Raw genomic sequence first — 16,147 nt, forward strand, 5'->3', positions numbered from 1 at the left:
TATCTCCAAGTTCGTTTGGAATTTCTCCGCTACCCACACCTCATCCCCGCACTTTTCAACGTACGTGGGTTCGGTCCTCCAGTGCGTTTTACCGCACCTTCAACCTGGACATGGGTAGATCACATGGTTTCGGGTCTACGACCACTTACTCATTCGCCCTATTCAGACTCGCTTTCGCTGCGGCTCCGTCTTTTCAACTTAACCTCGCAAGTAATCGTAACTCGCCGGTTCATTCTACAAAAGGCACGCTATCACCCATTAACGGGCTCTAACTTGTTGTAGGCACACGGTTTCAGGATCTATTTCACTCCCCTTCCGGGGTGCTTTTCACCTTTCCCTCACGGTACTGGTTCACTATCGGTCACTAGGGAGTATTTAGCCTTGGGAGATGGTCCTCCCGGATTCCGACGGAATTCCTCGTGTTCCGCCGTACTCAGGATCCTCCTAGGTGCCAGTCAAATTTTGTCTACGGGGCTTTTACCCTTTCTAGCAGACCTTTCCAGGTCCTTCGACTATCTCACTGGACTACCATATCGGAGTCCTACAACCCCAAGAGGCAAGCCTCTTGGTTTGGGCTTTTCCCGTTTCGCTCGCCGCTACTCAGGGAATCGATTTTTCTTTCTCTTCCTGCAGGTACTTAGATGTTTCAGTTCTCTGCGTCTACCTCTAATCAGCTATGTATTCACTGAAAAGTAACATCCTATAAAAGATGCTGGGTTTCCCCATTCGGAAATCTCCGGATCAAAGCTTACTTACAGCTCCCCGAAGCATATCGGTGTTAGTCCCGTCCTTCATCGGCTCCTAGTGCCAAGGCATCCACCGTGCGCCCTTATTCACTTAACCTTATCTTGACTTTCGTCAAGGGTCTTACTAATTTCCATGAGCGATCATGTTCCTTAGTAATAAATAAGCAATTGAACTTATTAAAAAACTCATTCGACGCGGTGTTCTCGGTTTGTTTAAAATTGTTTCTGTATCCAGTTTTCAATGAACGATTTGAGAGTAAACCTCTCAAAACTGAACGAATAAAAGCATTCCTGTGTAGTTTCCGTAACGTTCATCTTCGATGAACTATTTCCTTAGAAAGGAGGTGATCCAGCCGCACCTTCCGATACGGCTACCTTGTTACGACTTCACCCCAATCATCTATCCCACCTTAGGCGGCTGGCTCCAAAAGGTTACCTCACCGACTTCGGGTGTTACAAACTCTCGTGGTGTGACGGGCGGTGTGTACAAGGCCCGGGAACGTATTCACCGCGGCGTGCTGATCCGCGATTACTAGCGATTCCGGCTTCATGTAGGCGAGTTGCAGCCTACAATCCGAACTGAGAGAAGCTTTAAGAGATTAGCTTAGCCTCGCGACTTCGCGACTCGTTGTACTTCCCATTGTAGCACGTGTGTAGCCCAGGTCATAAGGGGCATGATGATTTGACGTCATCCCCACCTTCCTCCGGTTTGTCACCGGCAGTCTCGCTAGAGTGCCCAACTAAATGATGGCAACTAACAATAAGGGTTGCGCTCGTTGCGGGACTTAACCCAACATCTCACGACACGAGCTGACGACAACCATGCACCACCTGTCACTTTGCCCCCGAAGGGGAAGCTCTATCTCTAGAGTGGTCAAAGGATGTCAAGACCTGGTAAGGTTCTTCGCGTTGCTTCGAATTAAACCACATGCTCCACCGCTTGTGCGGGCCCCCGTCAATTCCTTTGAGTTTCAACCTTGCGGTCGTACTCCCCAGGCGGAGTGCTTAATGCGTTAGCTGCAGCACTGAAGGGCGGAAACCCTCCAACACTTAGCACTCATCGTTTACGGCGTGGACTACCAGGGTATCTAATCCTGTTTGCTCCCCACGCTTTCGAGCCTCAGCGTCAGTTACAGACCAGAGAGCCGCCTTCGCCACTGGTGTTCCTCCATATATCTACGCATTTCACCGCTACACATGGAATTCCACTCTCCTCTTCTGCACTCAAGTTTCCCAGTTTCCAATGACCCTCCCCGGTTGAGCCGGGGGCTTTCACATCAGACTTAAGAAACCGCCTGCGCTCGCTTTACGCCCAATAAATCCGGACAACGCTTGCCACCTACGTATTACCGCGGCTGCTGGCACGTAGTTAGCCGTGGCTTTCTGGTTAGATACCGTCAAGGGATGAACATTCTACTCTCATCCTTGTTCTTCTCTAACAACAGAGTTTTACGATCCGAAAACCTTCTTCACTCACGCGGCGTTGCTCGGTCAGACTTGCGTCCATTGCCGAAGATTCCCTACTGCTGCCTCCCGTAGGAGTTTGGGCCGTGTCTCAGTCCCAATGTGGCCGATCACCCTCTCAGGTCGGCTATGCATCGTTGCCTTGGTGAGCCGTTACCTCACCAACTAGCTAATGCACCGCGGGTCCATCCATCAGTGACGCAAAAGCGCCTTTCAAACCGAAACCATGCGGTTTCGATTGTTATACGGTATTAGCACCTGTTTCCAAGTGTTATCCCCTTCTGATGGGCAGGTTACCCACGTGTTACTCACCCGTTCGCCACTCCTTTTCTTTCGGTGGAGCAAGCTCCGGTGAAAGAAAAAGCGTTCGACTTGCATGTATTAGGCACGCCGCCAGCGTTCGTCCTGAGCCAGGATCAAACTCTCATAAAAAGTGTTTGAAACAGTCTTGCGACTGTTAAGCTCAATTGTATTAATTGACTTGCTAGCATATTGCTTGCTATGTTGTTTGCTTCTATATAATAGAAGCGCCCTACACATTTGGTTTGTTTTATTCGTTCAGTTTTCAAAGGTCTACATTGTTTGTCGCTTTGTTTCAGCAACTTTTATATCTTAACAGGTTGCCGTTTGAAAGTCAACAACTTTTTTCAATTAATTTTGAAAAAGTTTTGAAATCCAATTGACAACTTTGAAATAATAACATTCAACAAAAAGCTTGTCAACAATTATTTTTCATTGTCGTATCAACATGTTTCAGCAACGTTATTGATAATATCATATTGAAAAATAATGTCAAATACTTTTCAGTCGTTTTTCAAAATAATTTCAAATAAATAGAAAATGGACTAGCAATTCGCTAGCCCATTGTTGCTTCTACACCATAATGATCACTAATTACAACCTCATTTTCCCCATCAAAAACCACTTGGTAACTTTCTATTTCGAAGTTACGAGAGGCAAAAATATAGTCGATTCTCAATTTTGCCGTATTTCCTGCCCAACCATCAATTGATTCTTCAACCGTATTTTCACCGAGCTTTACTTTGGCATGAATAAAAGCATCCTGTAAATCAAGAATACTTTTATCGACCAAATCATAACCCTCACCGCTTGTTTTCGCGTCATTATTGAAATCGCCCATAATGATCTGTTTTCCTTGTTTTTCTGCTAAAAACTGCTCCAACTTTCGCCATTCATAAGCAAAAGCTTTTTTTGTCGTTTGCCACCAAGAAAAATGGCTGCTTACTACTATTATCTTTTGATCATTAATTATTGTTTCACCTATTACCACTTTTCTCGTATGATAATCACTCGGATCATGACTTTCTGAAATCAACAAGCTTTCCACGTTTAGTGGTGTCTTTGACAACAAACCGATGCCTTCATGATAAATGTCATAGCCAACGTGATTATACGTCCAGTTCCAATAATAGCTGCATCCTAATTCCTTCAACCGCTCGGTCAATAGAAATAGAAAATTATCTTGATGAATGGCTTCCTGTTCTTTCGATGGTTGAAAGTATTTGTCTAGGTTTGCTAACGGACTTGCAAGAAGCTGATTCACTTCTTGCAGACCGATCAAATCATAGCTTTCCTTCGCAATACGGTTCGCTAACACCTCAATTTGCTGTTGGTCGTTTCCTTCCATCCAGCTATGAGTATTCAAGGTCAATACTTTGATTGCTCTCGCCTCACTTTAATAGTCGATTGTTCCAATCGTTTCCCCACGAGAAACGAGTCCAGTCTTAGCATAATGGTAATCCTTAATTTTGTCACCATTTGTAAATACAACGATCATCGTAGTCATTTTGCCGGCTTTTTGAATTTTCGCTAAATCAGCTGTTGCTACAACTTTCCCCGCTTTGACTTTTTCCCCTTCTCGTACTTTGATTTCAAATGCTTCGCCGCCTAAATCTACCGTATCAATCCCCATGTGAAGTAACACTTCAATGTCATCATCGGTTTTGATACCAATAGCATGTTTTGTTGGGAATACAGACACGATTGTTCCTGCAACTGGACTAGCAATTTCACCATTTTCCGGCACAACGGCAAATCCCTCTCCCATCATTTTTTGTGAGAAGACGTCATCTTCTACTTTATCGATCGGAATCATCTCACCATTTGCTGGAGCTACGAACTCCGCATGCAAGCCTTTAAACGATGTGCTGGCGTTCTTTTCCTGTACAGTCGACTCTTCCTGACTAGCACTTGTAGGAATTTCAACACCTGAATCCAACAAATCCTGAATATCTGATTTCAATATATCTGCTTTAGGCCCGTAAACAGCTTGAACACCGTTGTCTTTGACTAAAAGTCCCATCGCTCCTGCTTTTTTCCAAGCCTCTTCACTGCCAACGCTGTTCTTATCAGCTACTGTCACCCGTAAGCGTGTCATACAAGCATCCACATCGGTAATATTTTGTGGGCCTCCTAGCAAATTGATGATTTTCACAATTTGCGAGTCCGCTGATACTGATCCATCGCTTGTAGTATTAGTTGCTTCTTCATTATCAACTTCGTAGTTTCCATTTCTTCCTGGTGTCGCAAAGTTGAATTTTTTAATCATGAAGTTCGCAAAGAAGTAAGTAAATACTCCAAATGCAATACTTGTTAATACAAAGTTAAGTAAATCATTACCAAGTCCTGCTCGCAATGCCATCGGTACACGGGTTAATAATTCAATATTCCCGAATGAGTGAACACGCAAATTGATTAAATCCGCCATTGCAAACGCCGCTCCTTGAATCACCGCATAGCACGCATAAAGCGGTACAGCCACAAACATAAACATAAACTCCAACGGTTCTGTTACCCCAGTTAAGAATACTGCTACTGCCGCTGATAAGAACATAGATTTGTATTTTTTCTTTTTATCAGGATCGACATTTCGATACATTGCTAAGGTTAAGCCCATCAAGATACCTGAAGAACCGATCATCTGTCCAACTTTGAATCGTGCTGGTGTCCATTGGGTCAATACATGTTGATATTGAGACATGTCCCCACCATTTTTCAAATTAACTAAATCTGTTGCCCAAGCTAACCATAATGGATCTTGCCCTAATACTTGACTTCCAGCTTGTGCGCCAGTCAGTATCTCGTAAGTACCACCCAATTGCGTATAATTCATCGGAATTGTCAACATATGATGCAACCCGAACGGCAAGAGTAATCGTTCCAGCGTTCCATATAGAAATGGTTAGAAATGGTGCCAGGATCGGTGCAGTTTCTTGAGAGTTTGCGATCCATTTACCAAACTCGTTGATCCCCGTTTGGATAATCGGCCATAGAAAGGCTAAAACCAAAGCAACAATCACTGAACGCAAGATAACAACAAACGGAACAAAACGTTTCCCATTGAAGAAAGTCAACACTTCAGGTAATTTTCTGAAATTGTAGTACTTATTGTAGGCAGTTGCTCCAACAAAACCGGCGATGATTCCGACAAAAACACCCATATTCAATGCTGGTGCTTCTAAAACACTTGTAAAATAGCCATCAACCATTATTTTTTGTCCAAATAAGGTGTGAGTCATTGCATTTGGATCGGCTAACATCTCAGAAGTGATGCCAAAGATCGAGCCAGTTATTCGATTAATTAGAATGAATGATAGCCCCGCTGCAAACGCACCGCCAGCTCGCTCCTTCGCCCAGCTTCCGCCAATTGCTAATGCAAATAATAAATGTAGATTTCCAATGATGGCCCAACCAATATTTTCGACTACGCCACCAGTTGTAACTAACCATCCGAGATTCTCATTGATTAACGGTAGCGATTTTCCAATACTGATCATTAATCCCGCCGCTGGCATTACCGCGATTACCACCATCAGTGCCTTCCCGAATTTTTGCCAAAATTCAAAACTAAAGAGCTTTTTGATCCCTTTCATATTTGTTCCTCCTATTTTTTTCGATTACTCATTTTGTGCAATCGGTTTCGTTAATTTGCATTATATACTCATAAACAAAATTTGTAAACTCTTTCAGCTGAAATATTTTTAAAAGTACCAAAATTATGAAAGGACTTATCTTTCCAATTCAGTGAACTAATGCTTGACTCGCGCAACCGGTTGCGTTTATTATGAGAGTAAGAAAACATAAGGAGGACTTATTATGAAAAAAGTTCAGCGTCTCTTTGAAATTGACCCTTGGAGGATTAGAACAACTCAGTTAGATAAAGAAAACCGTCGCCTACAAGAATCATTAACTAGTATAGGAAACGGATACATGGGAATGCGAGGAAATTTTGAAGAAACATATAGTGGTGACCATCATCAAGGCACCTATCTTGCTGGTATCTGGTATCCCGATAAAACCCGTGTTGGCTGGTGGAAGAACGGCTATCCTGAATATTTCGGCAAAGTAATCAACGCGTTGGATTTCATTCAAATGAAGTTATTCGTAAATGATCGAGAGATTGATTTAGCAGTGATGGACATCGAAGATTTCGATTTGGAGTTGAACATGCAAAATGGTGTTCTTACTCGTACCTTCATTGTAACAATTGATCATGCAAAAATTCGTTTTACTTTCGAGCGCTTTTTAAGTGTCGTCAAAAAAGAACTTGCGGTGATTCGGCTTACTGCAGAGTGTTTAATTGGCGAAGCAGAGCTAAAGGTCGTGTCTAAACTAGACAATAATGTTCAAAACGAAGACAGTAACTATGAAGAAATGTTTTGGTTGGAAAAAGGACGCGGACACCAAGAAGATATCAGCTTTCTGACAACGCAGACGGTACCAAATAATTTTGGCATCGAACAATTCTCTGTAACTGGCGCTATGCAACATATTAGTTCTTCAATCGGACTTCAACAGGATGATACGCTAGAAGTTGCTGAAACCTTCACCTATGCTTTGAAAGCAAATCAAACTATTCAACTTGAAAAGCGAGTTGTGGTCTTAACAAGCCGTGATGTACCAGAAACAGAACAAAGCGAAAAAGCCATAGCATTATTAACAGACTACGCTGCTACTTATGAAGACTTATTGGCAGAGCAAAATGAGGCTTGGGCAAACCGGTGGGCATTGGCGGATGTATTGATCGGTGGAGATGACGAGGCACAGCAAGGAATTCGTTTCAATATTTTCCAACTATTCTCTACCTACTACGGTGAAGATGAACGATTAAATATTGGACCAAAGGGCTTCACTGGTGAAAAATATGGCGGTGCAACCTATTGGGATACCGAGGCTTACGCTGTTCCAATGTATCTGGGTATTTCTGATCCAAATGTAACGAAAAACTTGTTAAAATATCGTCACAATCAATTGCCGCAGGCACAGCACAATGCTCGTCAGCAAGGTCTGAATGGTGCTTTATATCCAATGGTTACCTTTACTGGGGTTGAATGTCACAATGAATGGGAAATCACCTTTGAAGAAATCCATCGAAATGGGGCTATCGCTCACGCAATTTATAACTACACAACTTATACAGGTGACGAAAGCTATATTCAAAAAGAAGGTCTTGAAGTATTAACAGAGATTGCTCGTTTCTGGGCGGATCGGGTACATTATTCGAAACGTCAGCAAAAATACATGATTCATGGTGTGACAGGACCTAATGAATACGAAAATAATATTAACAACAACTGGTACACTAATTATTTAGCAAGTTGGGTACTATCTTATACACTAGAAAATTATCGTAAATATCAAGCCCAAGCAACTGTATTAATCTCTGACGAAGAACAAGCTAAGTGGCAAGATATCATCGATCATATGTACTTCCCAACAGATGAAGAATTAGGTATTTTCGTCCAGCATGATACCTTCTTAGACAAAGATTTAATGCCTGTTTCTGACTTGTCTCCAGAAGATCGACCGTTGAACCAAAATTGGTCTTGGGATAAGATTTTACGTTCTTGCTTCATTAAGCAAGCGGATGTTTTACAAGGAATCTATTTCTTTGGCGATCAATTTACACTTGAAGAAAAACGAAAAAACTTCGAGTTTTATGAACCAATGACTGTCCATGAGTCTTCACTATCGCCTTCGATTCACGCGATCTTGGCTGCGGAACTTGGATTAACAGATAAATCAATGGAAATGTATCAAAGAACGGCTCGCTTAGACCTAGATAATTACAACAACGATACAGACGACGGTTTGCACATCACTTCCATGACTGGCAGCTGGTTAGCTATAGTCCAAGGCTTCGCGCAGATGAAAACCAATACTGGGACATTAAGCTTTGCACCTTTATTACCAAAGGAATGGGATCATTATTCATTCCATATCAATTACCGTGGCCGTCTGTTAGCCGTCAGTGTAAATCAAAAAGAAGTACAAATTGACTTGAAAGATGGAGCTGCCTTAGCTATGATGCTTTATGAGAAAGAAATTATCTTGAGCGATTCAATCACGGTTCTGCTAGAACAGGAGGAATCAAATGTTTAAAGGTGTACTATTTGATTTAGATGGCGTGATTACGGATACCGCTGAGTATCATTACCTTGCATGGAAAAAATTGGCTGATGAGCTAGGCATTACGATTGACCGTGAATTCAACGAGAAACTCAAAGGTGTCAGCCGTGAAGATTCTTTACGGTTGATCCTTGAGCATGGTAAACGTGAAAGTGATTTTTCTGAAACAGAATTCCAACAATTGGCAAAAAGTAAAAACGACAATTACGTTGAAATGATTCAAGCTGTTTCACCTAAAGACGTTTATCCCGGAATTTTAGAGCTGTTAAAAGAATTAAAGAATGCCGGAATCAAGATTTCTTTGGCATCGGCTAGTAAAAACGGTCCTTTTCTACTAAAACAAATGGCATTGACCGACTATTTTGACGGAATTGCCGATCCGGCAAAAGTCGCGGCTGGAAAACCTGCCCCGGATATTTTTATTTTAGCAGCACAAGTGGTAGGCTTAGATCCAGATGAATGTATTGGAATTGAGGATGCTCAGGCTGGTATAGCTGCCATCAAAGCCTGCGGAGCCCTTCCCGTTGGTGTCGGACAAGCAGAACAATTAGGTGATGATATTGCCTTGGTAGAATCAACTTCCGAATTAACACTAGCATTTCTGGAAAAACAATGGGATAAATAAGTACTCACTAGTAATGAGATTGTATCCCCTCTGCTTTTACCAATTTACTTGGTATTCGCAAAAATAAAACTATTCATTATACGGCTGAATGGTATATGGTTTGAAAATAATTAATGAGAAAGGAGAGCGAAATATGACATCTACAGTAAAAGACGTGGCAAAAAAAGCGAATGTCTCTCCTTCTACGGTTTCACGCGTCATTAATGATCACCCTAGTATTTCAGCTGAGACGAAGCAACGAGTTCGTAAGATTATGGATGAAATGGGCTATTTTCCAAATGTAACAGCACGAAATCTTGGAAAACAGCGAGCAAACTCATTAGGCGTGATTTTGCCTCCGCTTAATTCCCGTGAACGCTTGGGTAACCCGTTTTATTTAGAATTACTGAATGCTGTTAATGAAACAGCGGCTGATTTCCAAGTAACGACCGCTGTAGCTTCATCGGATAATAGTGAAACACTGCTAGAAAACGTCACCCGGATGCATCGACAAAAACAAGTTGACGGCTTCATTTTAGCCTATTCAGAAAAGGACGATCCAATTGCTGAATATCTCTATCAGAATAAAATACCATTTACTTTGATTGGGCGTCCCCCAAAAAGAGAAGCAGATATCCTGTATGTCGATAATGACAATCAGTTACTTGGCAAGCAAGCAACAGAGCACTTGATCGAAAAGGGCCACAAAAATATTTTATTCGTTTCCAACGTCAATCAAGAAGTGATTTTCTTCGAACGCTACTTTGGCTACCAAGAAGCGATGATGCTGCAAAGTTTGCCCACACATCCACCGTTAACGATGTTGCAGCCTGAAGATTATACGAGGTTCCCTGAAGTAATTGAAGAAACTGGAGCAACAGCGTTAGTGGTGATCGATGATATTTTTGCGCTGCGGATGATCCAACTGGCAACCTTGCATGGCTATAAAGTGCCTGATGACCTGTCAGTTATCAGCTTCAATAATTCGATTTTTGCAACATTAGTTCATCCTTACTTGACGACAATTGATATCGATATTTCAGATCTCGGTCGATTAGGGACACAAAAACTGATGGAACAAATTGACCAAAAGCAATCTACGGGTGTTCAATTAGTCGTACCACATCATTTAATTCAACGTGAAACAGTCCGTACGATTTAAATAATCATTAAATAAGACCTGTCAAACTTGTGACAGGTCTTTCTTTTGGATATACTGACGAAAAATCAGAAAGAAAGTGGTATAGATGATTCTTTTCCTAATTGTGCTCGCAGTACTCTTTCTGATCTATTGCCGATATTCCACCTATCAATTGGTCGAAAAGCATTTTAAGATCACAAAGCACACAACACTAGATATCAAGGAAGGAAAAAAGACAGGATTGATGATTGCGCAAATCAGCGACAGTCACTTCTCCCCTTTTTATTCTCCAAAACGTTTTGACAAAATCGTCGAAAAACTTAACGCCGCAAAGCCAGATATCGTATTATTCACTGGCGACTTAATTGAAAATTATCGCTATTGGGAAACACGAGATTGTGAAATAATCAGTCAACAATTAACTAAAATCAACGCCCCTAAAGGGAAATTTGCGATTTTAGGCAACCATGATTATCGTTCCAACGGACAAGACGCTGTCAGTGAAATACTGGCTGCCGGCGGCTTCGTTTTGTTAAACAACCAAAGTACGCTGGTAGAGCAAATAAGTTTGACTGGTATCGATGATGGTCAGGAAGGACAACCTGACTACAATACGCAACCCAAAGATGCGCGTTTTTCAATCCTTATGGTACATGAGCCTGATCAAGTCCAGCATTTGTCAGACCTTGATCGTTTTGATTTGATCTTATCTGGACACAGTCACGGTGGACAAATTCGTTTTCCGATCTTGCCGTATAAAAATTTTGGGTCAAAGCTCTATGATCAAGGCATTTATGCTTTAACGTCCCAAACAAGCTTGGTTGTTAATACAGGTTTGGGAACAACAGGCCCTCCCCTACGCTTCAGAGTAATACCCGAAATTTTATATTTCCATTTGTAGAAAAAAGAGTTTGAACGCCTCCTGTATCGGAGAACCTTCAAACTCTTTTTTATGCACGGATTTTTTGTTTGATATACGGAATCATAATTGGCACCAATGAAATAAAAACAATCATTAGCATGATCAATGAAAAATGCTCACTGACAATTGGAATATTCCCTAAGAAATAACCTGCCAGAGTGACCACTGTCCCCCAGACGATAGCTCCAAAAACATTAAAGCTTGAAAAAATGGCCCAATTCATTTTACTTGAACCGGCAATGAACGGGATAAACGTGCGGACAAATGGCATAAAACGGCCCAAGAAGATCGTCCATTTTCCACGTTCGTTAAAGAAGTTCTCCGCCTCTTTTACTTTATCCTCTTTGATGAAGCGGGAAATCGGGCTATGATACAAAGCTCTGACGCCAATCGTATGGCCAATCCAATAATTCATTGTGTCTCCCAAAATCGCAGCAATCACACAGATCGCAATCACATATGGCAGATGCAGCACATTTCCACCTAACGCAGTTAAGGCGCCTGCTGCAAATAAAAATGAATCCCCAGGCAAGAATGGAAAGATCACGACACCTGTTTCAATAAAGACAATTGCAAATAAAATTGGATAAATTCCAACACCATATTGCTGAACCAACGACACCATGTGGGCATCGATATGCAAAATAAAATCAATCAAAGCCATCTAGTAAACTCCTTTAGAAAAGATTCATTTATTATCATACGACTTTTCAAGAAAAAAGAAAGACGGATCTGTCGTTCTATAGAAAAAATAAATTTATTTGGAAAATGGTATAATAGAAAAAAAGTTTAAAAGGAGTCCATTATGAGCGTTCTTTCTCATATGAAAAGCATGCAGAAGGAAATGTCTGCAGCTGAAAAAAAAATCTATCAATTCATTCGCGACAATAGTGAAAAAGCTTCAGGTATGACCGCCAACGAAATTGCGGAAGCCTCTGGAGCAAGCGCACCAACGGTTGTTCGTTTTTCAAAAAAGATGGGCTACAATAGCCTAACGGATTTTAAAATAGAGCTTTCTGCCGAAACAATGCAGGAGCGTAGCAATAATACCTACAGTGATGTCGGTCACGACGAATCATTTCACAGTTTAAAAAACAAATTAGCCAGCAACGCTCGCTTCACCATTGACGAGACAACAGCTCTGTTCAACGAAGAGGTTTTTCTCGAGGCCTGCAAACTATTGGAAGAAAAAGAATTTTGTTATGTTTTAGGAATTGGCGCCTCTAGTTTAGCAGCCACTGACATTGTTCAAAAATGGAGCCGTTTAGGGAAGAATGTCATTAGCGAACAAGATTATAACACCATTTTGCCGCAGCTAGTCCTGCATCAAAAAGAAGCGGTCATTTGGCTAGTCTCAAATTCTGGATTGACCTCCGAACTGATCGCTTTAGCGGAAACAGCCAAAGACTTAGGTATCCCAATCATTACCCTGACCCAGTTCGGACAAAATCCATTGGCCAAGCTTTCAAACGTTTGTCTTCAAACTTCACGTCCGACCGAAGCAACTTACCGTAGCGCCGCAACAGATTCGATCTTGGCTCAGTTCATTACGATCGATTTATTGTTCTATGTCTATATCAGCCGCAACAAAGAAAATGCTGAAAAAATTTATTCGACACGAGCGGTCGTCCAAGAATATCGAAAAAAATATTTTTAGCCGCAGGAAGTCATTACAAAATAGAAAAGCCGAGTAAAATGTCTAGAAATCATCCATTTTACTCGGCTGTTTTATTTTTTGTCTTGGAAGAATTCTTGCGCAATCGTGACACTATTTAAAGCATCTTTGGCGTAATAATCTGCACCAACAAATTCTCGGTATTCTTCATTTAGCACTGCTCCGCCCACCATGAATTTTGTATCTAAACCTGCTTCTCTAGCGGCTTGAATCGTGCTCTTCATGTTTTGGACCGTCGTTGTCATCAAAGCACTTAAGCCAGCCAACTGAATCTTTTCTTCTTTGAGTGTCTCAACCACCATAGAAATCGGTACATCTTTTCCTAAATCAATTACCTCAAAGCCATAATTTTCCAACACCATCTTCACAATATTTTTACCAATATCATGAATATCCCCCTGTACAGTCGCTAACAGAATTCTTCCTTTATATTCTGTTTCCTGTCCGTTAGCCTCAAAATACTGCTTTAATACTTCTTGTGACCGCTGAACCGCTTCAGCTGATTGCATCAGTTGAGGCAAAAACAGGAGACCTTTTTCAAATTTTGAACCTACCTCATCTAACGCAGGAATGAAATAATCATTAACGATTTCCAGAGGGGTTTTCGTTTCTAATAAGCGTTTTGTTAAAGTTGGCGTTTCATCCTTTTGCCCTTTTAGAATCAACGTTTTCAAGTCATCAGTATTTTTTTGATCGCTCGTAACCAGAGAAGCTGTCTGATCTATTACTTGTTGGTTATTAGCAATATACTCCATCGCATCCTGGTCTTGGTTATTAATGACTTTTAATGCCTGCACCACTTGCATCAGAATATCTGAGAGGGGATTAACAATCGGCGCATTAAGTCCAGCCCCCACGGCTGCCGCCAAAAACACCCCATTCAGACTTTCCCGATTCGGCAGACCAAAAGAAACATTGCTTAACCCAGCAACAGTCAATACACCCAATTTTTCTCGAACCAGCTTGATCGTATCTAGGGTCACCTGTACCTGTTCTTGTTGAGCAGATGCCGTTAGCACTAACGGATCAATCATGACATCTTCTTTGGCAATCCCATAACTAGCAGCAGTTTCAACAATTTTTTCAGCTACTGCCAACCGTTTTTCAGCCGTATCAGGAATCCCCGTTTCGTCTAACGCTAACCCTAAAACCACTGCTCCATATTTTTTAGCAATCGGGAATATTTCCCGCATACTTTCTTCTTTTCCGTTTACTGAATTGATCAATGGTCTACCATTATAGTAACGAGCTCCGGCCTCAATCGCTGTGATACTGGAGCTGTCAATTTGTAAAGGAGCTGTGACAATTCCTTGCAGCTCTTGAACAACTTTTTGCATCATCTCAGCTTCATCAATTTCCGGCAAACCGACATTGACATCCAAAATATCCGCTCCAGCCTCAATTTGCTTCAAGCCTTCCTTCAAAATATAGCTTATATCTTTTTTCCTCAGCGCTTCTTTCAGACGTTTTTTCCCAGTAGGATTGATTCGTTCGCCAATTAAATGCAATCCTTCATTTAAAACAATCGTTTGACTCCCAGAGGTAACGGCCGTTACTTTTTGCGGAGTTAAAGCAACTGGAGGGATGTCATCAATCAGTTGGCGAATTTTCTGAATAAAATCCGGATTTGTTCCGCAGCAACCGCCTACGATGCGAACACCGCTATTCAGCATTTTTTCAACAGCTAAACCATAATCGTCCACCGTCAACGGATAAAAGGTTTGACCATCTTTCATTTCTGGCAAGCCAGCATTTGCTTGAACCATCACTGGTATGTTGGCATAGGTTAAGATTTCATTCACGATTGGCAATAGTTCATTTGGACCTAAAGAACAGTTTACTCCAACCGCCTCAATCCCTAATGACTGCAAGGTCAAAACCGCTGTTAAGGGGTCTGTACCGACAAAAGTTCGACCATCTTCCTGAAATGTCATCGTGCAAAAAATCGGCAATGAGGTATTTTCTTTGATTGCTAAAATTGCCGCCTTTGTCTCCAATAAATCCGACATCGTCTCAATCACTACTAGATCTGCTCCGGCCTTTTCTGCCAACACAGCCTGTTCTCGAAACATTTCATACGCTTGGTCAAAACTTAAGGTTCCCATGGGTGCCATCAATTGGCCTATGGGGCCCATATCATAAGCAACGTATTTCGGTTGAGCCGCTCTTGCTAGGTTGATCGCCGCTTCGATGATCTCTGGCAACTCTGTTTGTTTCAATTTTACTTGATTCGCTTGAAATGTATTGGCGGTAATAACATCCGCTCCGGCTGCCACGTATTCTTGGTGAATCTGCGTAATCGTTTCAGGATGGCTCAAATTGAAATATTCAGGCTCCATTCCCACTGGCAGACCCATTTTTTGCAGCATGGTTCCCATCGCACCATCAAAAAGCAATCTGTTTTCAGTCAAATCTTCGATAATTGTCATTTTTTCACCTTCGATATTCACAATTTTTATTCATTGAACAATCGCCGCAAGCAATTTTTTTTCGTCGCGGACGAGCTAATTTTCCATCAGTAAACAGACCAATGATTGCAGTAACTGATTTGCGAGGAATCATCAAGAAGCTGTCGCTCAAATTGATGCCTACACGTTTTGTCGCATCTGTAACCGCTAAAAATTTCGCTTGTGTCTCGATTGATAGATCTCCATAGCCGGGACTAAACCGACGATTTAAAACTAAGTGCTCATTACTCACTTCTTTTTCAATTTCACACTCTGCTAAATCACAAATTTTTTCAATGTATTCCACACAACAGGCATCTAAAATTAAGGCCTTGCTCATCTCTGTCAATTCATATTTACGAATTTGCCGTTCCACTTCAATTCCTAAAGTTGCCGCCAATAAGGCAACCTTATTAGCATTCTTCAGATGATTGTATATGGCTTTACCTTCTAAAATCAAGTCCGTTCCCACTACTTGAATGCTTTTTTCTGTTTCATTGCTACGACAAGGAAAAATTAGAAACGTATAGCGAGGAACAGCAACATGTTTGATTTCCTCCATTAATTGTAGAATTTGAACATCCATTTCAGTGGTTAATTCTTGCTTGCTTCGATAACCGAGATAACGCAATATTTCTTTTTTATCCAAACCTATCTCCATCGTATAAATACTCCTTGTTTTACTACAATTCCACCGAACATCGCTTCAAGTTAAGATG

At 41.5% G+C, this 16,147-nt stretch carries 9 protein-coding genes, 2 rRNA genes and 1 pseudogene (1 of these 12 cut by a window edge); 5 read left to right on the top strand and 7 right to left on the bottom strand.

Annotation, left to right across the window (positions count from 1 at the left end; genetic code table 11):
* The 4 genes and pseudogenes from IGI52_RS08490 to IGI52_RS08505 all read right to left on the bottom strand — a co-directional run.
* Nucleotides 1-843, bottom strand: a 23S ribosomal RNA gene (locus IGI52_RS08490); it reaches 2,069 nt to the left of the window's first position.
* Between the two features lie 240 nt (nucleotides 844-1,083).
* Nucleotides 1,084-2,642: ribosomal RNA gene (locus IGI52_RS08495) — 16S ribosomal RNA — on the bottom strand.
* Together the 16S and 23S rRNA genes form the textbook arrangement of a ribosomal RNA operon.
* Before the next feature lie 424 nt (nucleotides 2,643-3,066).
* On the bottom strand, nucleotides 3,067-3,882 hold the full coding sequence (locus IGI52_RS08500; protein WP_127979422.1) for an endonuclease/exonuclease/phosphatase family protein: 816 nt from the start codon (nucleotides 3,880-3,882) through the stop codon (nucleotides 3,067-3,069).
* 24 nt (nucleotides 3,883-3,906) lie between these two features.
* A pseudogene (locus tag IGI52_RS08505) lies at nucleotides 3,907-6,103 on the bottom strand (PTS transporter subunit IIBC).
* A 223-nt stretch (nucleotides 6,104-6,326) separates the two neighbouring features.
* Between IGI52_RS08505 and IGI52_RS08510 the strand changes: the two are divergent.
* The 4 genes from IGI52_RS08510 to IGI52_RS08525 all read left to right on the top strand — a co-directional run bounded on the left by IGI52_RS08510 (nucleotide 6,327) and on the right by IGI52_RS08525 (nucleotide 11,285).
* Complete coding sequence (locus tag IGI52_RS08510; RefSeq protein WP_438781046.1) at nucleotides 6,327-8,612, top strand: glycoside hydrolase family 65 protein; 2,286 nt, start codon at nucleotides 6,327-6,329, stop codon at nucleotides 8,610-8,612.
* Complete coding sequence (gene pgmB / locus IGI52_RS08515) at nucleotides 8,605-9,264, top strand: beta-phosphoglucomutase (RefSeq protein WP_137439798.1); 660 nt, start codon at nucleotides 8,605-8,607, stop codon at nucleotides 9,262-9,264. Before IGI52_RS08510 ends, pgmB begins: the two co-directional genes overlap by 8 nt.
* A 133-nt stretch (nucleotides 9,265-9,397) precedes the next feature.
* Complete coding sequence (locus tag IGI52_RS08520) at nucleotides 9,398-10,405, top strand: LacI family DNA-binding transcriptional regulator (protein WP_016181546.1); 1,008 nt, start codon at nucleotides 9,398-9,400, stop codon at nucleotides 10,403-10,405.
* An 85-nt stretch (nucleotides 10,406-10,490) separates the two neighbouring features.
* Nucleotides 10,491-11,285, top strand: coding sequence for a metallophosphoesterase (locus IGI52_RS08525; RefSeq protein ID WP_102871500.1), 795 nt, complete (start codon nucleotides 10,491-10,493; stop codon nucleotides 11,283-11,285).
* A 49-nt stretch (nucleotides 11,286-11,334) separates the two neighbouring features.
* Here IGI52_RS08525 and IGI52_RS08530 read toward each other — a convergent pair whose 3' ends face one another.
* On the bottom strand, nucleotides 11,335-11,970 hold the full coding sequence (locus IGI52_RS08530) for a VTT domain-containing protein (protein ID WP_438781048.1): 636 nt from the start codon (nucleotides 11,968-11,970) through the stop codon (nucleotides 11,335-11,337).
* A gap of 141 nt (nucleotides 11,971-12,111) precedes the next feature.
* On the opposite strand from IGI52_RS08530, the gene IGI52_RS08535 reads away from it, so the two are divergent.
* Nucleotides 12,112-12,963: a MurR/RpiR family transcriptional regulator gene (locus IGI52_RS08535; RefSeq protein WP_016181543.1), complete on the top strand. Its 852-nt coding sequence runs from the start codon at nucleotides 12,112-12,114 to the stop codon at nucleotides 12,961-12,963.
* 71 nt (nucleotides 12,964-13,034) lie between these two features.
* On the opposite strand, the gene IGI52_RS08540 is transcribed toward IGI52_RS08535, so the two are convergent.
* Nucleotides 13,035-15,410 carry a homocysteine S-methyltransferase family protein gene (locus IGI52_RS08540; protein WP_438781049.1) on the bottom strand — a complete coding sequence of 792 codons (2,376 nt, stop codon included), beginning with the start codon at nucleotides 15,408-15,410 and terminating at the stop codon, nucleotides 13,035-13,037.
* Between the two features lie 4 nt (nucleotides 15,411-15,414).
* Nucleotides 15,415-16,089 (bottom strand): methionine synthase, encoded by a 675-nt coding sequence (locus IGI52_RS08545; RefSeq protein WP_438781050.1) that lies wholly within the window; start codon nucleotides 16,087-16,089, stop codon nucleotides 15,415-15,417.
* Nucleotides 16,090-16,147: the final 58 nt, after the last annotated feature.

The sequence above is a fragment of the Enterococcus sp. DIV0187 genome, from assembly GCF_051713785.1.
In the GTDB taxonomy this organism is placed as follows: domain Bacteria; phylum Bacillota; class Bacilli; order Lactobacillales; family Enterococcaceae; genus Enterococcus_A; species Enterococcus_A avium.